The following is a 23,538-nucleotide window of genomic DNA, read 5'->3' as shown; positions in this document are numbered from 1 at the left end:
CGACGATGACGGACAGCGACTGGCGGGCGATCGCCGCCGCGACCGGACCGGGTGACCGGGCCGCCGCCGAAGCGGGTGTGCGCCTTGCCTATTCCCGCGCGGGGCTGCCCGAGCCCGAACAGATCCGCTGGGCGCGTTCACCGCTGGCTGCCGTCCGGATCCTGACCTCGGGAATCGAGACGGGCGCACCGGTGCGGGAGGCGGTGCGCAGTGCGCCGTGGGCGGCCGAACGTGCCCGCCTGCACGCCGAACTCGGCGCGCCCGGTTACAGCGCGCACTGGCGAGCCACCGGCGCCGATCTGTGGGAGGTCACCGGGATGGTGATCGACCGGATCCGGGCCGGCGTCGTCGAGGCGGCGGCCGGTGACCGCAAGCAGGAGCGGCGGATCCGGGTGCTGCTGCTCGATGCCGTGCTCGGCCAGCACGAGGCGGCCTGGCTCAGCGCCTACGACACCGCACCGGGTGGGCCACTCGGCGGGGTCGCGGCCGTGGCGCGGCACGCGGGCTGGTGGTGGCCCTACGAGAAGATCGCGGTGATCTCCGAACGCCCACTGGCCCTGCACCGCGACGAAGCGGGCCGGCTCGACCGCGCCGACGGACCCGCCCTGGCCTACGCCGACGGCTTCGCCCTGCACGCGTGGCGCGGGATGCCGGTACCGGCCGAATTCCTCGACAGCCTGGCCTCGCTGACACCGCAGCGCATCCGCGACGAGGAGAACGCCGAACTGCGCCGGGTCATGCTCGAGCACTACGGCTACGACCGCTACCTGACCGAATCCGACGCCCGCCCCGTCCATCGCGACGAGACCGGCATCCTGTGGCGGATCGAGCTCGTCGGCGACGAGGACGTGGTCATGGTCGAGGTCGTCAACTCGACACCCGAACCCGACGGCACGCATCGCGTGTACTGGCTGCGCGTACCGCCGACCACCCGCACCGCGCGCGAAGGCGTCGCCTGGACCTTCGGCCTCGGGGCCGACGCCTACGAACCGCTGCGGCAGACCTGACGTCAGCGCTCGGTCGGCTGCGCCGAGGTGGTGGCGAGGAAGTCCGTGACGGCGGCCGCGACCGCGGCGGGCTGGTCGAGCATCGACAGGACGTAGGCGTCGTCGATCTCGACCAGCCGGGCGCGGGGGATCAGCTCGGCCAGGCGGCGGCCGTGCTCGCGCGGCATGACCTTGCCCGCCGACGACCACAGGATCAGGGCCTCGCCCCGGAAGTGCCGCAGCGCTTCGGTATTCGCGACGAGGTCGGCCCCACAGAGATCCGAGCGCATGTAGGCGAGCACGTCGCGGCGGATGCCACGGTCGCGCAACCCTGGTTCGGTCCAGCCGTGGACGAGGTCCTGCGGGATCGGGAATTTCGCCATCCAGCCGAACATCAGCGGGCTCTCCCGCAGCCACCGGATGCGGAGCTGACGCAGCGCGAGGGTGACGCCGCCGGGCAGGTAGGCGGCCAGTGTCGCGGTCTTGCCGGGCAGCCCGGGCGGGAAGTTGTCGAACGCCTCGCTCGGGAAGACGATCAGCCTGCCGACACGCTCGTCGAGACCGTGGGCGGTGAGGAACAGGGCACCGCCCCAGTCGGAGTGCACGAGGGTGACCTCGCGCAGGTCGAGGGCGGCGAGGAAGTCGGCGACGACCTGATTGAGGCCGCGCAGGCTCAGGTCGGTGCCGGGGCGTAGCGGTTCGGGGTGCGCGCCCAGCGGCAGGTCGGGCAGCACGTAGCGGAAGCCGGTCGGGAGCAGGTCGAGGACGGAATCCCAGACCGTGTGGTTCATCAGCAGGCCGTGCAGCAGCACGACCGGTGGGCCGTCGCCGCGTTCGTGGTAGTGGACGCGGCCCGCGGGCAGATCGACGGTCGGCATGAGAACCTCCAGCGTTAGAGTATCCGCTCTAGTGCGTTTGCTCTAGTCTGGAGCGGTGAGCGAGAAGATGTCAACGGCCACCCGGGATCGGCTGGTCGTCGCGGTCGCCGAGCTGATGCGCACGCACGGGTACAGCGCGATCACCGTCAAACAGATCACCGCGGCCGCGCAGGCCCCGATGGGGTCGCTCTACCACCACTTCCCGCACGGCAAGGTACAGATCGCGGCGGAGGCGCTGCGAACCTCCGGCGCCGCCTACATTCAGCTGCTGCCGCTGCTGATGGACCCGCACCCCGATCTGCGGACGGCGGTGCCTGCCGCGTTCGACGACGCCGCGCGCACGATGGCCGAGTCGGGGTGGATCAACATGTGCCCGGTCGGCACCGTCGCCGGGGAGATCGCCGACAGCGAACCGGAGTTGCGGGCCGTCGCCGCGGAGGTCGTCGCGGACTGGATCGACCAGGGCACCACCTATTTCACGCGGCGCGGGCTGGCCACGGGCGAGGCACGCGATGTCGTCCTCGGCCTGCTCAGCGCGCTGGAAGGCGCGTTTGTGCTGGCCAGAACGTTGCGCTCGGCCGAACCACTGCACGCGGCCGGACGTGCTGTCGGAGCGCGGATCGACGCACTCCTCGCCGCCCGCTGAACGCCTACCGGCCGTCGAGGACCACACGGGCCACCAGCGCCCGGTGATCGGCACCGGGCAGCGCGACGGTCGCCACCGCGGTGGCGTGTGCTCCGGCGAGCAGAAAGTGGTCGATACCGACCAGTGGCGGCAACCGCTTGTCCGTCGGATAGGTGACCAGATGTCCGGCACCGGCCTGCGCGGCGGCATCGGCGAACCGGCCCGACGCCAGCGCCCGGAACCGCGCGTGATCGTAGGTGGCGTTGAAGTCGCCGCCGACGATCACCGGGCGATCGGCGGGGGACCGGCGCAGGACATCGCCGAGCCGGGCCAACTCGTCGGCCCAGACCCCGGTGTCGTAGACCGGCGGGACGGGGTGAACCGCGTAGATCGAGACCGGCCCGACCTCGGGAACGGTGGCGGTCGCCGAGATCTGATTGAGGACGTAGCCGTCGTATTCGACGGTGTCCGACAGGGGGAAACGACTCCAGATCCCGGTGCCGCTGGCGGTCTGACCGGGCGCGAGATAGCGGTAGGGCAGCACGTCGTCCAAGCCGGCGCGCCCGAGCTCGGTGACGGCAGCCCGGGTGAGCTCGTTGACCGTGAGCACCGCGACGTCCCTGGCCCGCACCTGCGCCACCAGCACAGCCGGGTCGGCGCCGTCGAAAAGCAGATTCGCCTGCATCACCGTGATCGCGGGCCCGTCGCCCCCACCGTCGGCGACATACAGCGGCGCCTGCGTCGCGATGCCGAGACCGGCGACGACCACCGCCGCACCGGTCGCCACCCACTGCCGGGTCGCCGCGAACCCCACCGCGCCCAGGATCGCCCCGCCCATCAGGTAGGGCGCGCCCGCGGCGGCGAGCACCAGCGGCTCGGCCGACCAGCCGACGACGTGCAGGGCCACACCCAGCGCGCCGACCGCCGTCGCCGCGCCCGCCACCAGCAGCGTCCCGACCCGAACGACCCGCGATCTCATCGCCACAGCCAAACACGCCGGGCGACGGACGCGCGAATCCGGCGGAATTCGGCTCAGCCCGAGCAGTAGTCGCCAGCAGCGGCGGAATCGTGTGAGCCAGGGGAGATGGCGCGGGGGACACCGCCGGGGTGGTAGGAAAGGGGACGTGTCGGCATCTGGCGAGAGTTCTGGTTCGAGCGAACGGTCCCGCGCGGTGGACGAGGTGGTGGAGCTGGTCAGCGCGCTGATCCGGTTCGACACCTCCAACACCGGTGAGCTGGCGACCACCAAAGGCGAACGCGAGTGCGCCGAATGGGTGGCCGAGCAGCTACAGGAGGTCGGGTACGAGACCGAGTACGTCGAATCGGGCGCGCCCGGCCGCGGCAACGTCTTCGCGCGGCTGAAGGGCGCCGACTCCGGTCGTGGCGCGCTGATGATCCACGGTCATCTCGACGTCGTGCCCGCCGAGGCCGCCGACTGGAGCGTGCACCCGTTCTCCGGCGCGGTCCGCGACGGCTACGTGTGGGGTCGCGGCGCGATCGACATGAAGGACATGGTCGGCATGACGCTGGCCCTGGCCCGCCAGTTCAAGGCCGAGGGCACCGTCCCGCCGCGTGATCTGGTGTTCGCCTTCCTCGCCGACGAGGAGAACGGCGGCAAGTGGGGTTCGCAGTGGCTGGTGGACAACCGGCCCGACCTGTTCGACGGCGTCACCGAGGCGGTCGGTGAGGTCGGCGGATTCTCGCTCACCGTGCCGCGCCCCGACGGCACCGAACGCAGGCTCTACCTGGTGGAGACCGCCGAGAAGGGCCTGGGCTGGATGCGGTTGCGGGCCAAGGCCCGCGCCGGGCACGGCTCGTTCCTGCACGACGACAACGCCGTCACCATCCTCGCCGAGGCCGTCGCCCGGCTGGGCAGGCACACCTTCCCGGTGGTGCTGTCGGACTCGGTGGCCGAATTCCTCGCCGCGGTCAGCGAGGAGAGCGGGCTGCAGTTCGACCCGGAGGGCCCCGACATCGAGGGGCAGCTCGCCAAGCTCGGCACCATTTCCCGCATAATCGGCGCCACCCTGCGCGACACCGCCAATCCGACGATGCTGCAGGCAGGCTACAAGGCCAATGTCATCCCGCAGACCGCGGAAGCCGTGGTGGACTGCCGGGTGGTGCCGGGGCGCCAAGCCGCCTTCGAACGCGAGGTCGACGAGCTGATCGGCCCGGACGTCGAGCGCGAATGGATCACCAAGCTCGACTCCTACGAGACCACCTTCGACGGCCATCTCGTCGACGCCATGAACGACGCGGTGCTCGCCCACGACGCGAACGGGCGCACCGTGCCCTACATGCTCTCCGGCGGCACCGACGCGAAAGCGTTCGCGCGGTTGGGTATTCGCTGCTTCGGCTTCGCGCCGCTGCAGCTGCCGCCGGAACTGGACTTCACCGCCCTGTTCCACGGGGTGGACGAGCGGGTGCCGGTGCGGTCACTGGAATTCGGCACCCGGGTACTGGAACACTTCCTCCTGCACAGCTGAGCACGACGCCACGAATCGGAGACTCCATGAGCTACAACCCGTATGACGCACTGCCGCAGGTTCCGTCGTTCACCGTCACCTCCGCCGACATCACCGAGGGTCAGCCGCTGGCCAACGACCAGGTCTCCGGTGTGTTCGGTGCGGGCGGCAAGGACATCTCGCCCCAGCTGAGCTGGTCCGGGTTCCCCGAGGGTACGCAGAGTTTCGCGGTCACCGTCTACGACCCGGACGCGCCGACCGCCTCGGGCTTCTGGCACTGGGCCGTCGCCAACATCCCGGCCTCGGTCACCGAGCTCGACGCGGGCGCGGGCAGCGAAGGCGGCACCCTGCCCGCCGGTGCGGTCACCCTGCGCAACGACGGCGGTTTCCCCGGCTTCGTCGGCGCCGCCCCGCCGCAGGGCCACGGGCCGCACCGGTACTTCGTCGTCGTGCACGCCGTCGACGTGCCCGAACTCGAGGTCGGACCGGACGCGGCGCCCGCCTACCTCGGCTTCAACCTGTTCTTCCACACGCTCGGCCGTGCCACGCTGATCGGCACCTACGAGCAGAACTGAGCGTAGAACGGCGGTGGCCCCGGGAGTCGGAACTCCCGGGGCCACCGCCGTTGTCGTAGCTACTTCACGTTGACGACGTGATCGGCCGGGGTCGCGGCGTAGAGCTGCTCGATGTGCTCGGCGTACTTGGCCGCGATCGGGGTGCGCTTGAGCGACATCTTCGGGGTCAGCTCGTCACCGCCCGGCTCCCACAGCGTCTCCACGATCACGAAGCGCTTGATCTGCTCCACCCGCGAGAGTTTGCGGTTGCCCGCCGACACGGCGGCCTTGACCTCCTCGACGATCTCGCTGCGGCGGGCGAGCTCGGCGTGGGTCGCGTCGGTGGCGCCGAATTCCTTGGCGCGCAACGCCGCGACATCGGGGTCGAGCATGATCAGCGCCGTGATGTACGGGCGGGCCTCGCCGATCGCGACGGCCTGACCGATCATCGACGACGCCGCCTTCATCGCGTTCTCGATGTTGGAGGGGGCGATGTTCTTGCCCGCCTCGCTGATGATCAGTTCCTTCTTGCGGTCGACGATGCGCAGGTAGCCGTCGGCGTCGAGGGTGCCGATGTCACCGGTGTGCAGCCAGCCCGCGTCGTCGATCGCCTCGGCGGTCTTGTCGGGCATGTTGCGGTAGCCGGGGGTGACGATCGGGCCGCGGATGAGCACCTCGCCGTCGGCGTCCAGCCGCAGCTCGACACCGTCCATGACGCGACCGACCGAGCCGGGGCGCGGCTTGTCCAGATCGGTGAAGGTGCCGACACCGGTGGTCTCGGACATGCCCCACACCTCGCTGACCGCGAAGCCGAGACCCAGGAAGTACTCCAGGGTTTCGGCGGGCACCGGGGCGGCGCCGGACGCGGCGACCTTCAGCTCACCGAAACCGAGCGCCTCGCGCAGCTTCGACAGCACCAGCGCGTCGGCGGCCTTGTGCTGCACACCGAGCAGCAGCGAGCCGCCCTCACCGGACAGCTTCGCCTTGGCCTGCGCGACACCGACGCCGATCGCCCAGTTGGCCAGGGCCTTCTTCACCGGGCTCGGCTCGACCGCGAGCTTGTTCTCGATCCCGGCCTTGATCTTCTGCCACACCCGGGGCACACCGAAGAACACGGTGGGGCGCGCGTCGGACAGGGCGGCGGCGATCTCGCGCGGGTCGGGCACCGTGGTGATCTGGATGCCGGTGAGCAGGCTCATCGCGTGCGCGGAGATGCGATCGGCGACGTGCGCGGCGGGCAGGTACGACACGGCGCGGTCGTCGAAGCCGACCGGCAGCGGACCGGAGACCAGGCCGACGACCTGGGCGATCACATTGCCCTGGGTGAGCTCGACGCCCTTGGACGGGCCGGTGGTGCCGGAGGTGTAGATCAGGGTGGCCAGATCGCCCGGCTGCACGGCCTGCCACGCGGCGTCGAAGTCGAAGTCGGGCTCCGGATCCGATTCCAGCTGGGCCAGGCCGAGGGTGCCCTCGGCGGTGCCGTCGACCAGGACGGTGTGCTCGACGTCGGCGCCCGCCTCCCGGATGACGTCGAGGAACGCCTGCTCGGTGATCACGACCTTGTTGCCCGCGTTGGCGAACACGTGCGCGATCTGCTCGGGGGAGCTGGTGTTGTACACCGAGAACGGGGTCGCGCCCAGGTGCAGGGCCGCGGTGTCGATCAGGTTGAACTCGGGGCGGTTGGTGAGCATGATGCCGACCGCGTCACCGTGGCGCACACCGAGTTTCGCCAGGCCGGCGGCCAGCGCCCGCACCCGCGTCGCATACTCCGCCCAGGTGATCTGCTGGGTGCCGCCGACCGTCCGCAAGGCGATCTGGTCGGGCCGCAACGCGGCGGTCTGCTGGAAGGCGGCGGGCACGGTGTGCACCGTGACGCCCGAGGCGTGCGCGAAACCGATGTCTGTCATATCCCTGTTCCCGAATAGGCCGTTCCGGATGCCGAGCCAATGCGAGTGAATCCTTCTCATCGTCTCGAGCGATGGGCATCACAGTGGCACAGCTCACTCATCGTAACCGGACATACGGGATTGTGGCGTCGGTTACCGCCGACCGAAGAGCCGTTGCCAGCGGCGCCTCGCACGCCGATCGTCGTCCACCGGCCGTTCCGGCGCGGGAAAAGGGGTTGTCTGCGGGGCCCAGGGGGCGAAATCACGCGGAATCATGTGCTTGCGCCACCGCACTTTCGCATCGAGATAGCGCCGGCCGCGATCGGTTGCCATGCGCACGGCCAGCGGGATCACCTCGACCGCGATGCCCGCGTCGGCGAGCGCGCGCAGTTTGTCGGGATTGTTCGTCAGCAGGCGCACCCGATGGAAGCCGAGCCCGAACAGTGCCTTGGCGACGAGTTCGTAGCGCCGGGTGTCGGGTTCGAGGCCGAGGCGGGCGTAGCTTTCGAAGGTGTCGATGTCGTAGCGCTCGCTGGTGCCGTAGCCGATCGCCTTCCAGATCAGCCCGGCCCCGCGGCCTTCCTGCTCGAGATAGACCAGGACGCCCGCGCCCTCGGCTTGGATCAGGTCCATCGACAGGGCCAGCTCGGGTCCGCAATCGCAGTCGTCGGAGCCGAGCGCGTCACCGTAGAGGCAGCGTGAATGCACCCGGACCAGCGGCTGTTCGCCGGGGTCGCCGAAGACCAGCACATAGCCACCGTCGGTGGGGTCGTCGATGGTGTGCACATGCACGCGCAGCTGGGCGCCGTTGCGGCTGAACTGGTGCTCCGGTCGCGGATCGTCAACGTCTCGTCCGGTCGCCTCACCCGGCGGGAACTGGACGGGCTCGATGATCGTCAAGCGCTCCTCCGAGACAGTGTCGGCACCGGAAAACCCGCTGCGTGGACGGTGTGTGGGCAAGGCAACGGCGCGACTCTACTCCGGCTGTGATGCCAGGCACATCAACCGGGGGTCACGCCGGTGTTACGGGTGGTCGCACCGCCGCGCGCGTAGAGGTGCATGATCCGGTCGACCTCGGTGACATCGGGGAATACCGCCGATACCGCGCCCAGCTTCTGGGTGGGGATCATCGCCGCCGTCGCCCACACGAAATCGGCTGCGGTGAGCGCGTCTTCGGACTGCACCACTCGGTAGGCCAGGGCCGCCGCGAACGCCGCCGCGGCGCCGACCGCCGCCTTGAGGACCTGGGGGAAGTGGTCGACGACGATATCGTCGTCGTCGGAATACACGGTGCAGCCGAAGCCGTCCACCGCGCACACGGCCGATACCCCGAGGCCGCGCAGGCGCCGCGCGGTGTCCGCCGCCGAGTCGGTGTCCACCTCGGGCAGCAGCGCGTCGAGTTCGACGGTACTGCCGACGAGATAGTCGACGACGTCGAGATACATGTACAGCCCCTGCGGCACCGCGATACTCGGTGCGGCACACACGATGACCTGCGGGCGCTCGGGCAGCTCACGGATGTACGCGAGCACCTGCTCGATGATCGGCGCCGGCTGCTCGAAGGTCAGCACGACCACCGCCGACCCGGCCAGCGCTGCCCGGACTTCCGGCCGGTTGATGTCGTCGTCGAGCAGTTGCACGCGAGCGTCGCGGCAGGCGATCAGCCGCACCTCACCGCTGTGGTTCATGACCACCGCGGTCACCAGGGTCGATGCCGCGGGCACCACCTTCACCAGGTCCCGGCTCACCTCGTAGTCGGCGAGCAGATCGAGGATGCGTCGGCCGTTGGCGTCGTCCCCGACGGCCGCGACCAGCCGCACGTCGAGCCCGAGCAAGGCGGCGGCGACGGCGCGGTTGAGTCCCTTGCCGCCCGGCAGACCGGCGAAGGTGCCGTCGACGGGGGAATGCTTGGCCGGGAAGGTATCCACCCGGTAGAGATGATCGATCACCGCGTCCCCGATCACGGTGACCGAGCGGCCCGTGGGCAACGACGTCGAGGTCGTGCCGGGCGGGGGGCCGGCGGCCGTCACCGGACCGGCCGTGAGCAGGCCGGCGAGTGCGGTGAGCGCGGCCCGCTCGGCGGTGGTGCGCAAGCGTTTCACCGTGGGTGCCGCCGGGGTATCGGTGACCCCCAGCGCCGTGTGCAGGGGAATCCACTGCTGCGCCAGGTACTCGCGGCGGGCGCCGAGATTGGCGGCGTAGAGCAGGTCGGGATCGATGTCCCCGTTCGGCGGTTCGCGGAGCAGGCCGAGAGCCAGCGTGGCATCGGCGATCAGCCGGTCGGCAGGGGGCAATTGCCGGGTTGTCTCACGGAGCACCGGGAGCACCGCCTCCTCGCGGGAGACGCCTTCGCGCTGCGCGTAACCGGTCACCACCGGTAGTTCGAGGATCGGCGCCGCACCGATCTCGGTGTGCCGCAAACGTTCTGCGCTGAGACCGGAGAACTTGCCGAGCCGCGCGAGGATGCCGCGGACCAGGTCTGTTCGTGCGTCGTGCGGGAGCATCGGCACGCGTTCTGCCCTCCATGGTCGTGACGGCGGTGTTTGAACAACATCTTGTCGGGCAATTACCAATCTACAACGGCAATTGACCGCATAGAAGGGCAAATGCCACACTGGAATTGGCGATCCTTCGCCCACCGGACAACCCGGGAGGTCTGGTGCAGACGACATCCACCCCGAACCGATACCGGACGGTCGTCTGAATCTCCGCGCGACGAGTTCACGGATCCACCGGCGAACTCAGGTGTGGTCGGCACCGCCGACGCACTCGCCGAACGCGCCACGTACGCGTTCCGCATCCCAGGAACCGGGAGCTCGCACGGCTCCCCTCGTGGAATCGGAGTATCCGATGACCATTCACATCACACCGGACGACATGCGCAGCACCCGCAGCCCCGAATACGCCGAGCGGGTGGGAACGGACCCCGAGGTCTGGCGGTTGACCTGGCTGCCGGAACGCCGGCTCAGCCGCGACCAGGCCTACGCGGGCATGGAACTCGACGAACTGATCAGCGACCTCACCGCCGCGCACGACCGGCTCGCGCACGCGCAGATCAACGCGCTGGCCGACACCGTGGGCATCGTGTGGGAGCAGGCGATCATCCGGCTCTACAAGCGGATGCTGGCTCGCTTCGACGATCCCGACGAAGCAGCACAGCGCCCGCCGCTGACCAGGCCGCGCACCGCGACGCACCTGTTCGGGCACGGCGGTACGCGGCAGGTCAACTACGGATAGACCCTCAGGCCGAGGGCGTGCGGTGCTCGGCGCCGACCGCGTCGGCCAGGGAGCGGAAACCACCGGCGCGCAGATTGGCGGCGATGCCGCGGTGGATCCGGGTGGTCCAGAACGGGCCGCCGTAGATGAAGCCGGTGTAGCCCTGCAGCAGGGTGGCGCCGGCGAGGATGCGGGCCCAGGCCTGCTCGGGGGTTTCGATGCCGCCGACCGAGATCAGGACCAGCTGGTCGCCGACGCGCGCGTAGAGGCGGCGCAGGACATCCAGGGACCGTTCGGCGACCGGGGCACCGGACAGCCCGCCAGCGCCCATCGCCTCGACCTCGGCGGCGGGGGTGGCCAGGCCGTCGCGGCGGATGGTGGTGTTGGTGGCGACGATGCCGGCCAGGCCCAGCTCGACGGCGAGGTCGGCGACGGCGTCGATGTCGTCGTCGGACAGGTCGGGGGCGATCTTCACCAGCACCGGGACGCTGACGCTGTCCAGCACGGCCTGCAGGATGGGGCGCAGCGACTCGACCGCCTGCAGGTCACGCAGACCGGGGGTGTTGGGGGAGGACACATTGACGACCACGAAATCGGCCAGCGGGCCGAGTAGCCGGGCGCTGGTGGCGTAATCGCCCGCGGCGGCGTCGGGTTCGGTGACCTTCGTCTTGCCGATGTTCGCGCCGATCGGGACCGTGGGGCGCGCGTCGTGCAGGCGGGCGGCGGCCGCGGCGGCACCGTGGTTGTTGAAACCCATCCGGTTGATCAGGCCGTGGTCGGCGGGCAGCCGGAACAGTCGCGGCGCCGGGTTACCCGGCTGCGCGTGCGCGGTGACGGTGCCGATCTCGGCGAACCCGAACCCGAGCGAACCCCAGGTGTTCGCGCCGTCGGCGTTCTTGTCGAAGCCGGCGGCCAGCCCGAGCGGCGCGGCGAAGTCGACACCGAAGGCGGTCGTCGCCAGGATCGGGTCCTCGACGACGGTCAGCTTGCGCGCGAGCCAGCGGGTCGGCGGGAACCAGGTGGCGAACCGCAGCGCGGAGAACACCAGGTGGTGCACCCGCTCCGGCGGGATCAGGAACATCAGGCGTAGTAGCAGGGCGTACATGGGTCGGCTCACATTCCGGGCTCGGGCACAGGCAGGACGGCATTCTTGCGGCGGCGCAACAACACCCGGCGGCTGCCGTCGGTGTAGGCGCGCACGCGCGACAACTCCCAGCCACCGAATTCGGCCTGGATGGCCAGCCGCATCGAGGCGGTGACCCGGGTGACCTCCGGTGGCAGACGCAGGGGCACGTATTCGTAGTCGTCGTTGCTGGTTTCCCAGCTCGGCGGGATCGCCGAGCGTCCACCGCGAGATATGGCCGCCATCACTGCCCTCTCTTCCGCTCGTCCGCGCCGATCCGCTGCAGACCGTCGCCCGCGGCCGAGGCCACGAACAGGTCGCCGGTGCGGGGGTCGACGGTCACCGCGTCGGGCTGGCGCAGGGTCGGGAACCGCCCCACCTCGACACCGATCCCGGTCGACAGGTCGTAACCGACGACCTCGTTGCTCTGCGTGCAGGTCACCCACACCGTGCTGGACCGCGGATCGTAGGCGAGCGCGTAAGGCGATGATGCTACCGGGAAACGCTGACGCAGCACGAGCGGACCGGCCGAGTAGACCAGCAGTTCGCCGCCCGCGGTGTCGGTGACGATGATCCGCCCCTCCGGGTCGGCGATCGCGTTGGTCGCGCCGTCGCCTGCCCGCAGCATCAGCCCGAGCGCGTCGTCGCGCACGCTGACGACGGCGGTCTGCTTGCGGTCGAGGACGGTGATGTTCTCGCCGGTCAGGGCGATCGCGTCGGCCGAGACCAGGCCGGTGACGGTGCGCGCGACGCTGCCGTCGGGCCGCAGTTCGACGATCTTGCCGCCGGCGGTGCCGACCACCAGGTCGCCGTCGGTGCGTAATTGCACGCTGTGCACGTCACCGTCGACGGGGACCTCGGTGACGGTGCCCGCGGCCACATCCACCCGCAGTACCCGGCCCTGCGCGGCGACGAGCACTTCCCCCGGCTTGCCCTGGGCGAGCGCGGCACCCGCGGCGGGCAGCGCGACGGTGCGCGCGGTGGCGGGCGCGGCGGGGTCGATCAGCGTCAGCGTGGTGCCCGCGGTGTCGAGCGCCGCGAGGCGTCCGGTCTCGCGTTCGGCCAGCAGGGCTTTCGTCGCGGCGGCGGGGACGACCTGCCCCGCCGGGGTGGTAGCCGTGGCGGGGGAGACGGCCGCGGTGGCGGGTTCCCTGGTGGGCACGTCCGGGGCGCCGTCCTCACCGGCGCAACCGGTCAGCAATACCAGTGCCGCCGCGCCGACCAGCGCTGAGGCGACCGAGCCGCGAGGGCGCATGCACCGAACTCCTAATCTCACGAGGTGACCGCTGATCACCATCTGACCATGATGACTCACCGGTAGCTCCGACCGGGTGGCGCGCGTCGGGCCTGTCGGTGGCGGGGGCTACTGTTGACGTGTCGACAATCCGTTACCGGCGAACGGCAGGAGATCAGCGCGATGACCGACCGGACAACCGCGGGTTTCGGCATCGATGACATCTCCGTCGGCCCTTTCGCCCACGGTTTCGGCACCACCGACGACGGCCGCCCCTTCGCCTTCCGCACCCGCCGCGCCACCCTCACGGTGCAGATCTACCGCCCCGACCTGGGCGAAGCCGTGCCGGGCGCCGACGATGTGGTCGCCACCGCGCAGGCTCAGGTCACCGATATCGACCTCGGCGACGAGCGCAGTGTGGCCGCGTTCGTGCGCGATCTGATCCACGACGCGATCCCGGTCCCGACCGCCGTACCGCGGGACACCACGACCGTGCGGAGCATCCTGGGCCGGATCAGCGCCGTCATTGATGGTATGTAGATGGTGATGTCTTCCACATTTTTCGCCAGGGCCGCTGCGGCCACCGCCTGCCTCACGGCCCTCGTCGCCCTCACCGCCTGCGGTGGCGGCACCGACGAGGCCTCGGTCGACGCCGCACGGTCCTCGGCCAACGCCTCCCTGTCCTCCTCCATCTCGGTGTCGTCGAGCAAGGCCAACGTGCCGCTGCCGACCGCCGCGGAGCTCGACGCGCAGATCAAACGCGCGCTCGACCCGAACCTGCCTGATGTCGAACGCACCGACCTGATCGAGGACGGCGCCGCGTTCAAGGACGCGATCCCGGACATGTACAAGGCGCTGCGGGACAATCCGCACGCGGTGTACGGCGTGGTCGACCCGGTCTTCGACAATCGGGACGGCACCCTGACCGCCACCATGCGCCTGGACAAGGACGGTTCGGGCACCAATATCCGCACCACCATCGTGCATTTCGTGCTGCTCGACGGGAAGTGGAAGATCTCGCGCACCGACCTGTGCGGCATCCTGCGCTCGGCCGACTACCGCACCGCCGCCTGCGGCTGACGATGCGGGAATCGCGTTCGATGCGGTGGGGCCGGTTCGTCCACCGCCACCGCTACCTGGTGCTCGGAGTGTTCGTCCTGACGGTGCTGATCTCGGGCTGGTACGGCCGCGATATGGCCGGCCGCTACACCCAGGAGGGCTGGTTCGACGAGTCCAGCGAGTCGGTGGCGGCCTCGAAGCTGGCCGACGACATCTTCGGCCGTGATACCGACGGCGACCTGATCGTCATCTACACCGCGCCGCCGGGCACCACCGTCGACGATCCGCAGGTGCGCGGCCCCGTCGTCGACGCGCTGGCCGACCTGCGCGAACGCTACGGCGAACGCATCCACAAGATCGACAGCTACTGGGACTCACCGTTCTCGGCCAACGCCTCCGATCCCACCAAGCAGCACGCCTTCGCCAGCATCGGCCTGGCCGGTGGCGGCGGCACGGCGACGGTCGAGAACTACCTGGCCCTGAAACCCCATCTGAACGCCGATGTTCCCGGGGCGGGGCCGGGCGGGACGACCGTGCAGCTGGCCGGGCTGCAGCCGGTGGTCGAGGGCATCAATATCGGGATGCAGCACGACATCCGGCGCGCGGAGCTCATCGCGCTGCCGATCGTGGCGATCCTGCTGTACTTCGTGTTCGGCGGCGTGATCGGGGCTCTGCTGCCGGTGATGATCGGCGGGCTCACCGTTCTGGGCACGTCCGGCATCCTGCGCTTCCTCACCGCCCATATCGAGGTCAACGTCTTCGCCAGCGCGGTGATGACGCTGGTCAGCCTCGGCCTGGCGATCGACTACGGGCTCTTCACCGTCACCCGGTTCCGGGAGGAGTTGGCGGCGGGGCGCAGCGTGGAGGAGGCGACCGCGCGCACCGTCGCGACCGCGGGCCGCACCGTGCTGTTCTCGGCCGCGATCATCGCCATCAGTCTCGGCGCGCTGTTCATCTTCCCCAACGGCGTCCTGCGATCGGTGCCCTACGGCGGTATCTCCGCGGTGATGCTGGCCGCGCTGCTGTCGGTGACGGCCCTGCCCGCCGCGTTGAGCATCGCGGGCAGGCGCATCGACTTCTTGGGCTGGAAGCGGTTCTCCCGCAGCAAGACCGAGGCCGAGATCGATGCCGGGTTCTTCTCCCGGCTGGCCCAGTGGGCGATGCGGCGGCCGTGGGCGGTCGTCATCCCGATCGTGCTCGGGCTGCTCGCGCTGAGCATTCCGCTGCGGCACATCGAGTTCGGTGGGATCAGCGAGAAGTACCTGGCCGCGGACAATCCGGCGCGCGTCGCGCAGGAGGACTTCGACCGCCTGTTCCCCGGGTTCCGCACCGAACCGCTGAAGCTGGTCGTGGTGAACGCGACACCCCAGCAGCTCAGCGACATCCGGTACGAGGCCAATCAGGTACCCGGGCTGACCGGCCGTTTCGAACCCGCCGCGCCGACCAAGGACGGCGTCAACGTGCTCTCGGCCGGGCTGGGCGACAAACGCGACGCCGACCAGGTGATCGACACCCTGCGGGCGCGGCCCGAACCACCGGGCGTGCAGATCATGGTCGCCGGCATCCCGGCGCTGGAACGCGACAGCATCAACGGCCTGATCGACGGGCTGCCACTGCTGCTGGCGATCCTGATGGCCGCGGCCCTGGCGATGATGATCATCGCGTTCCGGTCGGTGATCCTGGCGGTCAAGGCCGTCGCGATGAGCGCGCTCAGCCTCGTCTCGACGCTGGGCGTGCTGACCTGGATCTTCGTGGAGGGGCACGGGGCCGGGACCTTCCAGTTCACCCCCGGCCCGCTGATGTTCGCGGTGGTGGCGCTGATCGTCACAGTGATCTTCGGCCTGTCGACCGACTACGAGGTGTTCCTGCTGTCCCGGATCGCGGAGAAACGGGCCTCTGGCGCCGACGCGCCCGAATCCATACGCTACGGCGTCGCCCACACCGGCGGCGTCATCACCTCGGCGGCCGCGATCCTCATCGTCGTCACCGGCGCCTTCGGCTTCTCCGACCTGGTCCTGATGAAATACATCGCCTACGGCATGATCGTGGCCCTCGTCATCGACGCGACAATCATCCGCATGGTCCTCACCCCCGCCCTCCTCAAGATCATCTGGCGGTGACCACGGGCGCGCTCCCGCACGTCCTGGGCTTCCTCCCCGGCACCGATACCGCGCGTGCGCCTCTGGTGCTGCTGCACGGCTCGGACGGCACCGAATCCGATCTGTTTCCGCTGGCCGGGGAGGTATCGCCCGGCGCACCGGGAATGGGTATCCGGGGAACGGTCGCCACGGACGGCGGGTACGCGTTCTTCCGCCGCTGTCCGGATCGCCGGGTGGACGAAGCCGATCTGGACGCCCGAACGCCGGTGCTCGCGGAATTCATCGAACATTCGTGTGCCCGGCTGGAGCTCACCCGGCGGCCGGTGGTGGTGGGGTTCTCCAACGGCGCGATCATGGCCGCGGCGCTGCTGATGGACCATCCCGGCCTGTTTGCGGGGGCGATCCTGTTCCGGCCGCTGTCGCCCTTCACCGACGCTGCCCGCTACCGGTCGGACCGCACTCCGGTGCTGATCCTCGACGGCGCGAACGACGATCGTCGATCCGCCGGCGACGGTGGGCGATTGGCGGAACGGCTGCGCCGCGTCGGCGCGCCGGTGACCCATCATGTGCTGCCTGTCGGACACGCTGTCACCGCCGCGGACATCGCCATAGCGACCGAATGGCTTCGGGTGCGCGAACTGTGATGCCGAGGTTCGGCGGCAGGTCCGGTGTGTAGGGCCTGCCGCCGGGTATCGGTTACGTGGTCTTGACGATGCCGCCGTCGATGACGAAGTCGGCGCCGACGATGTTGGCGGCCTTGCCGGAGACGACGAAGGCGATCAGGGCAGCCACTTCCTCGGGTTCGGTGATGCGGCGTGAGGCGATGTCGAACTGGGTGGGGAGTGCGTCGAGGAATTGTTCCTGGGACATGCCTTGGGCGGAGGCCAGTTTGGCGCCGATGCGGTGTTCGTCGCGCCAGATGCGGGTGCCGACAGGGCCGGGGGAGATGGTGTTGACTCGCACGCCCTGGGGGCCGAACTCTTCGCTGAGGCGCTTGCCGAACGACGCCAGGGCTGCCTTGGCCTCGCTGTAGCCGACCGGGCCCGAGCCGGGGACGTGGGCGTTGATCGAGGACACGTTGACGATGGAGCCGCGCCGCTCGAGCAGACTGGGCAGGGCGGCACGGGTGGTCCAGATCGCGCTGAAGAGGTTCAGGTCCAGATAGTGGCGCCACTGCTCGTCGGTGCTGCTGAGGAAGCCGTCGAGGTCGAGCCACTCCGGGTCGCCGCCGCCGACGTTGTTGACCAGGATGTCGATGCCGCCGACTGCCTCGAGAGCGGCATCGATGACCGAAACCGCGCCGTCACGGGTACTGAGGTCGGCGGAAACCGTGGCGGCCGAGACCTTGTCGAGTTCCGGGGTGATGGTGCGGGCCGCGCCGACGACCCGGACGCCGGCCTCGGCGAAGGCTTCGGCGACGGCGAGGCCGATGCCGCGGGAGGCGCCGGTGACGACGGCGGTCTTGCCGGTGAGTGCGAGATCCATGGAAGTACCTTTCTTGAACTACAGGTCAAATATTCGGGCAGTCGGAAGCCGCTCGATGGCGGGGTGGGAAATCAGAGGACGGTCAGTGCGACGTCGACGAGGTGGTAGAGCTCGGGGGTGTCGTTGGTCTTGGCCATGATGCGCAGACCGGCGCTGGTGGTGAACAGCAGCGCGGCGATCGCGGCCGGGTCGACGGCGGCGTCGACATCACCGTCGCGCCGCCCCTGGTCGATGCGGGCGGTCAATACCGCGACGATGCGGCGCTCGATCCCCCGCAAGGTCGCGACGATCGCGGGGTCCCGGTCACCGAACTCGGCGGCGGTATTGACCGCCAGGCAGCCGCGCCGCAGGGGCGTGGTGAAGTCGAGATCCACGGCAGCACGGAGGTAGGCACGCAGGCAGTCGCGAGTGGAGCCCGGCCGGGACATGTAGTCCTCGGCCATGGCGACACCGTTGCGGCCGTAGCGTTCGAGGACTTGCTCGAACAGGGCGCGCTTGCTGCCGAAAGTGTTGTAGAGACTGCCTTTTCCGATGCCGGTGGCGTCGGCGAGCTGAGCGGGCGAGGTGTTGGCATAGCCGTAGGACCAGAACTGGTCCATGGCGCGATCGATCACCGTGTCGGCGTCGAAGTTGCGTGGCCTGGCCATGATTCGACCGTATCCGTTCTAGACCTCTGGGTCAATAACTGGATTCGAGCAACCGGATCAGGCGTGACCGCGCTCGGGGAGCACGAGTTGCGCCCCGGTGACCGGATGGTCGAAGACGTCGACGGGGTGCCGGTAGACCTCGGTGAGCAGGTCGGGGGTCAGGACGGTGCGGGGCGGGCCGTCGGCGGCGACGCGGCCGGCGTCGAGGACGGTGACCCGGTCGGCGTAGGCGGCGGCGACACCGAGATCGTGCACGACGACGACCACGGCCGTGCCCTCGGCAGCGCGGGTCGCGGCCAGGCGCAGGACGGCTTCCTGGTGGCCGAGATCCAATGCCGCGGTGGGCTCGTCGAGCAGGAGGGTGGCAGTGTCCTGGGCGAGGACACGGGCCAGGGCGACCCTGGCGCGTTCACCGCCGGACAGGGACGGGAAGATCCGCTCGGCCAGATGGGTGACGTCGGTGGCGGCCAGCGCGGCGGCGATCAGCTCGTCGTCGTGGTCGGCGGCGGGGGTGTGCAGCCAGGGTGCGCGGCCCATCGCGACGACTTCGCGCGCGGTGAACGGGAAGCCGACCGCGTGGGACTGCGGCAGCACCGCGCGGCGGCGGGCCATGTCGGCGTGGGTCCAGTGCGAGAGCGCGTGGCCTTCGAGTTTCACGGTGCCGGAACCGGGTTCGAGTTCCCCGGCGAGCGCGGCGAGCAGGCTCGACTTGCCCGCCCCGTTCGGGCCGACCAGGGCGACGATCTCACCGGCCGCCACCTGGAAGTCGACGTCCGCGAGCACGGTCCGGCTGCCCCGGCGCACGGTCAGGCCGACCGCGCGCAACGTCACGGTCCCGGGTTCCGGCCGCTGCGGGACATCGGGCGTCCTGGTGAACAGGCCGCGCCACGATCGGGTGCGTCGCGGCGGCGTGACGGGCGGGGCGAGCGCCGGATCGTGGGGTCGGATGTCGGTCATCCCCAGCCTCCCGCGCGGGCCCTGGTGCGGCGCAGCAGCCAGAAGAAGAACGGACCGCCGATGAGCGAGGTCAGCATGCCCAGCGGCAGATCGGCATTGTCGACGAGGGTGCGCGCGACGACGTCGGCGCCGAGCAGGATCACCGCACCCACGATCGCGCTCAGCGGTACCAGCACCCGATGGCCCGGCCCGACCAGCATGCGCACGACATGCGGCACGATCAGCCCGACGAACAGGATGATGCCGCTGAACGCCACACCCGCGGCGGTCAGCACGGCCACCACCACGATGACCTGCCTGCGCAGCCGTTCGACGTCGACACCGAGGTGCCGGGCCGCCGAATCACCGAGCGCGAGCAGATCCAGGCGGGGCGCGATCAGGACGGCAGCGAGTATCCCGACCGAGGCGAGCACGGCCACGATCGCCACCGACTGCCAGGTGGCGCCGTTGAGGCTGCCCAGCTGCCAGAAGACGATCTGGTCGCGCGCGGCGGGCGTGGCCACGAACAGCAGCAGCGCGATCAGACCGCCCGCGAACGCGTTGATCGCGACACCGGTCAGGATCAGCGTCACGACCTCGGTGCGCCCGCCCGACCGCGACAGCAGGTACACGAGCACGGTGGTGAGCAGTCCGGCGACGAACGCGGCAGCGGCCACCGACCAGGCCGCGACGAACGCGCCGCCGACCACGATGACCGTGCCCGCCCCGACCGCCGCACCCGCCGACACACCGATCACGCCGGGTTCGGCGAGCGGGTTGGCGAACACGCCCTGCAGCAACGCCCCCGCCGTCGCCAGCGAGGCCCCGACCAGGATCGCCAGCGCCACCCGCGGGAACCGCACCTCCCACAGCGTCACCTCGCCCGCCGGGTGGGCGGGCAGCGGGCCGATGTCGAGGCCGATCCGGTGCGCGACGCTGCCGAGCACCTCGGCCGCGGTGGTCGGCACCTGCCCCAGTACCGCCGAGACCAGCGCCAGCACGACCAAGGCGAGCAGCGCGACGGCGAAGACGACGGCGACCCGGGTGGTCCGGTGCCGGGGGTGCGGCAGCGGGTCCGGCGTCGCGTCGTCGATCCGCGGGGCGTTCGCGGATTTCGTCAGGTCCGGGGCATCGCTCATGCCGGCTTGCCGTAGACGGCGTCGGCCAGGGCGGTGATGACGCGGCCGGTGTTGGGGCCGAAGCTGAGCACCACCGCGTCGGCCATGTCGACCACCCGGTGATTGCGACCGGCCGGGGTCTGGGCGATGCCGGGCACCTTCACCAGTCCGTCGACCCCGCCGACGGACTTCAGGCCGTCCGACATGACCAGCAGCACGTCCGGTGCCGCGGCGATCATCGCCTCGCTGGTGATGGCGGTGAACGGTTCCTGCACCCCGGACGCCGTGCCCGCGTCGATCCCGCCGATGGCGGTGACCAGCGAATCCGCGCCAGAGCCGGGTCCCGCGATCATGGTGATCGCGCTGCTGCGCAGGTACAGGAAGGCGATCTTGGGCTGCGGGTCCTGCTTCGGTACGCGGGCCGTCGCGGCGGCGATCTCGTCGCGGGTGCGCTGCCCGAGCGCGGTCCCCGCTTCCGGCACGCCGAGCGCGGCGGCGACCGCCTCGATCTGCGGGACCACGCCGTCCATGGTGCGGTCCGGGTCGAAGTAGACGACGTTCACGCCCGCCGCGCGCAGCTGTTCCCGGACCGCCGGGGCGGCGCTGGTGGTGTCGGTGAGGAACACCGACGGACGCAGCGCGAGCACGGCCTCGACGCTCAGGCTGCCGTTGCCGCCCGCCACGTTCGGCACGTTCGCGACGGCGGGGAAGGACGCGGAGGTGCTGCGGCCGACGAGGTTCGCGCCGAGCCCGAGCGCGTACACGGTCTGGGCGAGGGTGCCGTAGCGGTCGACGGCGATGATCCGCGAGGTGTCGGTGACGGTCACCTCGGTGCCGTCGAAGAACCGCGCGGTCACCGGCAGCCGCGGCGTGGGCGCGGTGCCGATCGGGACCGGGTCGAGGTCGGTCAGCTGGGCGGTCACGGGACCGCCGGTGGTGGCAGTCGATGCGGTGTTGCCGCCTGTGCAGGCGACGGCGCCGGTCAGCACCGTCGCCGCGAGCATCGCCGTCAGCACACCACGCAGTCTCATGCAGGTAAGGCTAGCCATCATTCGGAACGGGCGCTCACATCGTCCAGGGCCGCCGCGATCGCGCGCGGCAACTCGAGGGTCTCGGCGGCCAGCACGCCGGTGAGCTGGCCGATGTCACGGGCACCGACGATCATGCTCGCGATGCCGGGCCGGTCCCGGATCCAGGCCAGGGCTACCGCCAGCGGCGAGGTACCGAGGCCGTCGGCCGCGGTGACCAGCGCGTCCACCACGCGCGTCGCCCGCTCGTCGTCGAGCCTGCGCCGGATCTCGGCGGCGGTCGCCTCGTCCGCGCCTCGCGAATCCGCGGGCACGCCGTCGCGGTACTTGCCGGTCAGAATGCCCCCGGCCAGCGGGGCCGAGGCGATGATGCCGACCCCGTGGTGGCGGGCGGCCGGGATCACATCGGACTCGGTGCCCCGCGCCAGCAGCGAGTACGGCGTCTGCGCCGCGGTGATCGGTGCGATCGCCGCCAGACTGGCCAGCTGCCAGGCCGCGAAGCCGCGTACCCCCGCATACCGGGTGCGGCCGGTGCGGACCGCGGTCTCCAGGGTCGCCGCGACCTCGTCGAGCGGGGTGTAGGGATCCCAGGCGGCGACGCTCCAGATGTCGAGGTGGTCGGTGCCGAGCTCGCGCAGCGTGCGGTCGAGCTGGGCGAGCAGGGTCCGCCGCGACGCGTCGACCACCGGGCCGGTCGCCGCCGGAGCGGGCACGGAATCGCCGACCCCGGCACCGGGCGCGTGCAGCACGACCCCCGCGCTGCCGCTGAGCACCAGTTCGTCGCGGGCGACGAGGTCGCCGAGTAGATCGGCCAGGATCCGCTGTGCCGCGCCGTTGCCGTAGACCGGGGAGGTGTCGACGAGCGTGCCACCGGCCTCGGTGAACGCCGCCAGCTGCACGGACGCCTCGTCGGCGTCGGTATGGGTCCCCCAGGTATGGGTCGCCAACCCGATCCGCGACACCCGGAGGCCGCTGCGTCCCACCGTTCGCTGTTCCATCACCGCGCCCGCGTTTTCGTCACGGCGACCAGCCTAATGGGCGGCTCCCCGCCGTCTTCGCCGACGACCCGTGGCGTCGCGCACTCTCAGCAGATCCCTAGGTGGGCGGGCGGCATCGGTGCCACCGGGCGGGTAGGGTCGCTGCGGGATCGCGGCCCCACCCGGCCGCACGTGAAGCAAAAGCCCAGGAGGACGCGGTCTTTCGGGCGCGAGTAAGCAGGAGGACACGGTGGGCGAGTCGATGACCTGGGTACAGGCATTGGTACTCGGGCTGGTGCAGGGACTCACCGAGTTCCTGCCGGTCTCGTCTTCGGCGCACCTGCGCATCGTCTCGGGCGTGTTCTTCGGCGACGACGCCGGCGCCTCGTTCACCGCCGTCACCCAGCTCGGCACCGAGGCCGCGGTCCTGGTGTACTTCGCCAAGGACATCTGGCGGATCATCGTCGCCTGGTTCACCACCCTCGGCATGCGGCTGCGCGAACGATCCCAGCGCGAAGTCGCGGTCGCCGACCGGGTCACCACCCGGCTGCCGGTGATGGATCGCAGCGCCCGCGACGCCTACGAACGCGACACCCAGCGCGAACTCGACTACCGCGTCGGCTGGTACGTGATCATCGCCACCATCCCGATCGGCGTGCTCGGGTTCCTGTTCAAGGACGAGATCCGCACCGGTGCCCGCAACCTGTGGCTGGTGTCGTTCATGCTGATCGCGTTCGCGCTGGTGATCGCCGCCGGTGAGCACTTCGGCAGCAAGACCCGCCCGATCGAGCAGCTGACCACCCGCGACGGCCTGGTCATGGGCCTGGCGCAGTGCCTGGCGCTGGTCCCCGGCGTCTCGCGCTCCGGCGCCACCTCCACCGCCGGTCTGTTCCTCGGCCTGCAGCGTGAAGCGGCCGTCCGGTTCTCGTTCCTGCTCGCCATCCCCGCCGTCACCGCCTCGGGCCTGTTCAGCCTCCCGGACGCGTTCGAACCGGCCGGGGAGGGCCTCAACGCGAGCGGCCCACAGTTGCTGGTCGCGACGATCCTGGCGTTCGTCGTCGGCTACGCCTCGGTGGCCTGGTTGCTGAAGTTCGTCGGCAAGCACTCGTTCTACTGGTTCGTCGGGTACCGGATCATCCTCGGCCTGGTCGTGATGGGTCTGCTCGCCGCGGGCGTCGTCTCGGCGACCTGAGCCGCCGGGCACTGATGGTTAGGCTGGTCC

General features: G+C 70.4%; 24 protein-coding genes. 10 read left to right on the top strand and 14 right to left on the bottom strand.

Annotated features, from left to right (window positions below):
- Positions 1–5 precede the first annotated feature (5 nt).
- A complete protein-coding gene (locus AB0L91_RS19635) occupies positions 6–1,007 on the top strand; it encodes a DUF6745 domain-containing protein (protein WP_365011817.1) in 1,002 nt (333 codons plus the stop codon).
- Between the two features lie 2 nt (positions 1,008–1,009).
- Here the strand turns inward: AB0L91_RS19635 and AB0L91_RS19630 are convergent, their stop codons facing one another.
- A complete protein-coding gene (locus AB0L91_RS19630; protein ID WP_365011816.1) occupies positions 1,010–1,864 on the bottom strand; it encodes an alpha/beta hydrolase in 855 nt (284 codons plus the stop codon).
- A gap of 55 nt (positions 1,865–1,919) precedes the next feature.
- Between AB0L91_RS19630 and AB0L91_RS19625 the strand changes: the two genes are divergently transcribed.
- Positions 1,920–2,510, top strand: a complete 591-nt coding sequence (locus tag AB0L91_RS19625) for a TetR/AcrR family transcriptional regulator (RefSeq protein ID WP_365011815.1) — start codon at positions 1,920–1,922, stop codon at positions 2,508–2,510.
- Positions 2,511–2,514: 4 nt separating this feature from the next.
- Here the strand turns inward: AB0L91_RS19625 and AB0L91_RS19620 are convergent, their stop codons facing one another.
- Positions 2,515–3,468 carry an endonuclease/exonuclease/phosphatase family protein gene (locus AB0L91_RS19620; protein WP_365011813.1) on the bottom strand — a complete coding sequence of 318 codons (954 nt, stop codon included), beginning with the start codon at positions 3,466–3,468 and terminating at the stop codon, positions 2,515–2,517.
- 145 nt (positions 3,469–3,613) lie between these two features.
- On the opposite strand from AB0L91_RS19620, the gene AB0L91_RS19615 reads away from it, so the two are divergent.
- The gene (locus tag AB0L91_RS19615; protein ID WP_365011811.1) at positions 3,614–4,975 is read left to right on the top strand and encodes a M20/M25/M40 family metallo-hydrolase; all 1,362 of its coding nucleotides are present in this window, start codon (positions 3,614–3,616) and stop codon (positions 4,973–4,975) included.
- A 26-nt stretch (positions 4,976–5,001) separates the two neighbouring features.
- Positions 5,002–5,529, top strand: coding sequence for a YbhB/YbcL family Raf kinase inhibitor-like protein (locus AB0L91_RS19610; protein WP_355272176.1), 528 nt, complete (start codon positions 5,002–5,004; stop codon positions 5,527–5,529).
- 59 nt (positions 5,530–5,588) lie between these two features.
- Here the strand turns inward: AB0L91_RS19610 and AB0L91_RS19605 are convergent, their stop codons facing one another.
- The 3 genes from AB0L91_RS19605 to AB0L91_RS19595 all read right to left on the bottom strand — a co-directional run bounded on the left by AB0L91_RS19605 (position 5,589) and on the right by AB0L91_RS19595 (position 9,898).
- Positions 5,589–7,415 carry a long-chain fatty acid--CoA ligase gene (locus tag AB0L91_RS19605; protein ID WP_365011809.1) on the bottom strand — a complete coding sequence of 609 codons (1,827 nt, stop codon included), beginning with the start codon at positions 7,413–7,415 and terminating at the stop codon, positions 5,589–5,591.
- A gap of 132 nt (positions 7,416–7,547) precedes the next feature.
- Complete coding sequence (locus tag AB0L91_RS19600; RefSeq protein WP_365011808.1) at positions 7,548–8,294, bottom strand: GTP cyclohydrolase II; 747 nt, start codon at positions 8,292–8,294, stop codon at positions 7,548–7,550.
- 101 nt (positions 8,295–8,395) lie between these two features.
- Positions 8,396–9,898, bottom strand: coding sequence for a PfkB family carbohydrate kinase (locus tag AB0L91_RS19595; protein WP_365013642.1), 1,503 nt, complete (start codon positions 9,896–9,898; stop codon positions 8,396–8,398).
- A gap of 346 nt (positions 9,899–10,244) precedes the next feature.
- Here AB0L91_RS19595 and AB0L91_RS19590 point away from each other — a divergent pair, with 346 nt between their 5' ends.
- Entirely contained in the window at positions 10,245–10,631 is a 387-nt protein-coding gene (locus tag AB0L91_RS19590) for a hypothetical protein (RefSeq protein WP_365011807.1), read from the top strand.
- A 4-nt stretch (positions 10,632–10,635) separates the two neighbouring features.
- Here AB0L91_RS19590 and AB0L91_RS19585 read toward each other — a convergent pair whose 3' ends face one another.
- The 3 genes from AB0L91_RS19585 to AB0L91_RS19575 are packed head-to-tail and all read right to left on the bottom strand — an operon-like array spanning position 10,636 to position 12,988.
- Positions 10,636–11,715, bottom strand: a complete 1,080-nt coding sequence (locus tag AB0L91_RS19585) for a quinone-dependent dihydroorotate dehydrogenase (protein WP_365013639.1) — start codon at positions 11,713–11,715, stop codon at positions 10,636–10,638.
- 8 nt (positions 11,716–11,723) lie between these two features.
- Positions 11,724–11,969 (bottom strand): DUF5703 family protein, encoded by a 246-nt coding sequence (locus AB0L91_RS19580; RefSeq protein WP_355273027.1) that lies wholly within the window; start codon positions 11,967–11,969, stop codon positions 11,724–11,726.
- An 8-nt stretch (positions 11,970–11,977) separates the two neighbouring features.
- Positions 11,978–12,988: a hypothetical protein gene (locus AB0L91_RS19575; RefSeq protein ID WP_365011805.1), complete on the bottom strand. Its 1,011-nt coding sequence runs from the start codon at positions 12,986–12,988 to the stop codon at positions 11,978–11,980.
- A 162-nt stretch (positions 12,989–13,150) separates the two neighbouring features.
- Here AB0L91_RS19575 and AB0L91_RS19570 point away from each other — a divergent pair, with 162 nt between their 5' ends.
- From AB0L91_RS19570 to AB0L91_RS19555, 4 genes are read left to right on the top strand one after another with little or no spacing between them, the layout of a single operon-like run.
- The gene (locus AB0L91_RS19570) at positions 13,151–13,507 is read left to right on the top strand and encodes a hypothetical protein (protein WP_365011803.1); all 357 of its coding nucleotides are present in this window, start codon (positions 13,151–13,153) and stop codon (positions 13,505–13,507) included.
- Positions 13,508–13,513: 6 nt separating this feature from the next.
- Positions 13,514–14,047 (top strand): hypothetical protein, encoded by a 534-nt coding sequence (locus AB0L91_RS19565; protein WP_357346988.1) that lies wholly within the window; start codon positions 13,514–13,516, stop codon positions 14,045–14,047.
- A gap of 2 nt (positions 14,048–14,049) precedes the next feature.
- Positions 14,050–16,146, top strand: a complete 2,097-nt coding sequence (locus tag AB0L91_RS19560; RefSeq protein ID WP_365011801.1) for an MMPL family transporter — start codon at positions 14,050–14,052, stop codon at positions 16,144–16,146.
- Positions 16,143–16,769 (top strand): dienelactone hydrolase family protein, encoded by a 627-nt coding sequence (locus AB0L91_RS19555; protein WP_365011799.1) that lies wholly within the window; start codon positions 16,143–16,145, stop codon positions 16,767–16,769. Before AB0L91_RS19560 ends, AB0L91_RS19555 begins: the two co-directional genes overlap by 4 nt.
- 52 nt (positions 16,770–16,821) lie before the next feature.
- On the opposite strand, the gene AB0L91_RS19550 is transcribed toward AB0L91_RS19555, so the two are convergent.
- The 6 genes from AB0L91_RS19550 to AB0L91_RS19525 form a co-directional block, all read right to left on the bottom strand.
- Entirely contained in the window at positions 16,822–17,610 is a 789-nt protein-coding gene (locus AB0L91_RS19550; RefSeq protein WP_365011798.1) for an SDR family oxidoreductase, read from the bottom strand.
- A gap of 71 nt (positions 17,611–17,681) precedes the next feature.
- Positions 17,682–18,257, bottom strand: a complete 576-nt coding sequence (locus tag AB0L91_RS19545) for a TetR/AcrR family transcriptional regulator (protein WP_365011796.1) — start codon at positions 18,255–18,257, stop codon at positions 17,682–17,684.
- A 57-nt stretch (positions 18,258–18,314) separates the two neighbouring features.
- Entirely contained in the window at positions 18,315–19,214 is a 900-nt protein-coding gene (locus AB0L91_RS19540; RefSeq protein ID WP_365011795.1) for a heme ABC transporter ATP-binding protein, read from the bottom strand.
- Positions 19,211–20,332, bottom strand: coding sequence for an iron ABC transporter permease (locus AB0L91_RS19535; protein WP_365011794.1), 1,122 nt, complete (start codon positions 20,330–20,332; stop codon positions 19,211–19,213). The genes AB0L91_RS19540 and AB0L91_RS19535 overlap by 4 nt, the downstream gene beginning before the upstream one ends.
- Positions 20,329–21,342, bottom strand: a complete 1,014-nt coding sequence (locus AB0L91_RS19530; protein WP_365011792.1) for an ABC transporter substrate-binding protein — start codon at positions 21,340–21,342, stop codon at positions 20,329–20,331. The genes AB0L91_RS19535 and AB0L91_RS19530 overlap by 4 nt, the downstream gene beginning before the upstream one ends.
- Before the next feature lie 17 nt (positions 21,343–21,359).
- Positions 21,360–22,337 carry an aldo/keto reductase gene (locus tag AB0L91_RS19525; protein ID WP_365011791.1) on the bottom strand — a complete coding sequence of 326 codons (978 nt, stop codon included), beginning with the start codon at positions 22,335–22,337 and terminating at the stop codon, positions 21,360–21,362.
- A gap of 229 nt (positions 22,338–22,566) precedes the next feature.
- On the opposite strand from AB0L91_RS19525, the gene AB0L91_RS19520 reads away from it, so the two are divergent.
- Positions 22,567–23,508 (top strand): undecaprenyl-diphosphate phosphatase, encoded by a 942-nt coding sequence (locus AB0L91_RS19520; protein ID WP_357347003.1) that lies wholly within the window; start codon positions 22,567–22,569, stop codon positions 23,506–23,508.
- The last annotated feature ends 30 nt before the right edge of the window (positions 23,509–23,538 follow it).

It is taken from the genome of Nocardia sp. NPDC051833, from assembly GCF_040681225.1.
GTDB lineage: Bacteria > Actinomycetota > Actinomycetes > Mycobacteriales > Mycobacteriaceae > Nocardia.
This window is presented reverse-complemented; position numbering and strand designations above follow the sequence as displayed.

Excerpts from the sequence above, each read along its gene's own strand:
- AB0L91_RS19620 (WP_365011813.1), bottom strand. The coding sequence starts at position 3,468 with ATGAGATCGCGGGTCGTTCGGGTCGGGACGCTGCTGGTGGCGGGCGCG.
- AB0L91_RS19525 (WP_365011791.1), bottom strand. The coding sequence starts at position 22,337 with ATGGAACAGCGAACGGTGGGACGCAGCGGCCTCCGGGTGTCGCGGATC.
- AB0L91_RS19545 (WP_365011796.1), bottom strand. The coding sequence starts at position 18,257 with ATGGCCAGGCCACGCAACTTCGACGCCGACACGGTGATCGATCGCGCC.
- AB0L91_RS19575 (WP_365011805.1), bottom strand. The coding sequence starts at position 12,988 with ATGCGCCCTCGCGGCTCGGTCGCCTCAGCGCTGGTCGGCGCGGCGGCA.
- AB0L91_RS19570 (WP_365011803.1), top strand. The coding sequence starts at position 13,151 with ATGACCGACCGGACAACCGCGGGTTTCGGCATCGATGACATCTCCGTC.
- AB0L91_RS19530 (WP_365011792.1), bottom strand. The coding sequence starts at position 21,342 with ATGAGACTGCGTGGTGTGCTGACGGCGATGCTCGCGGCGACGGTGCTG.
- AB0L91_RS19630 (WP_365011816.1), bottom strand. The coding sequence starts at position 1,864 with ATGCCGACCGTCGATCTGCCCGCGGGCCGCGTCCACTACCACGAACGC.
- AB0L91_RS19605 (WP_365011809.1), bottom strand. The coding sequence starts at position 7,415 with ATGACAGACATCGGTTTCGCGCACGCCTCGGGCGTCACGGTGCACACC.
- AB0L91_RS19565 (WP_357346988.1), top strand. The coding sequence starts at position 13,514 with ATGTCTTCCACATTTTTCGCCAGGGCCGCTGCGGCCACCGCCTGCCTC.
- AB0L91_RS19595 (WP_365013642.1), bottom strand. The coding sequence starts at position 9,898 with ATGCTCCCGCACGACGCACGAACAGACCTGGTCCGCGGCATCCTCGCG.
- AB0L91_RS19585 (WP_365013639.1), bottom strand. The coding sequence starts at position 11,715 with ATGTACGCCCTGCTACTACGCCTGATGTTCCTGATCCCGCCGGAGCGG.
- AB0L91_RS19535 (WP_365011794.1), bottom strand. The coding sequence starts at position 20,332 with ATGAGCGATGCCCCGGACCTGACGAAATCCGCGAACGCCCCGCGGATC.
- AB0L91_RS19560 (WP_365011801.1), top strand. The coding sequence starts at position 14,050 with ATGCGGGAATCGCGTTCGATGCGGTGGGGCCGGTTCGTCCACCGCCAC.
- AB0L91_RS19540 (WP_365011795.1), bottom strand. The coding sequence starts at position 19,214 with ATGACCGACATCCGACCCCACGATCCGGCGCTCGCCCCGCCCGTCACG.
- AB0L91_RS19635 (WP_365011817.1), top strand. The coding sequence starts at position 6 with ATGACGGACAGCGACTGGCGGGCGATCGCCGCCGCGACCGGACCGGGT.
- AB0L91_RS19610 (WP_355272176.1), top strand. The coding sequence starts at position 5,002 with ATGAGCTACAACCCGTATGACGCACTGCCGCAGGTTCCGTCGTTCACC.
- AB0L91_RS19550 (WP_365011798.1), bottom strand. The coding sequence starts at position 17,610 with ATGGATCTCGCACTCACCGGCAAGACCGCCGTCGTCACCGGCGCCTCC.
- AB0L91_RS19590 (WP_365011807.1), top strand. The coding sequence starts at position 10,245 with ATGACCATTCACATCACACCGGACGACATGCGCAGCACCCGCAGCCCC.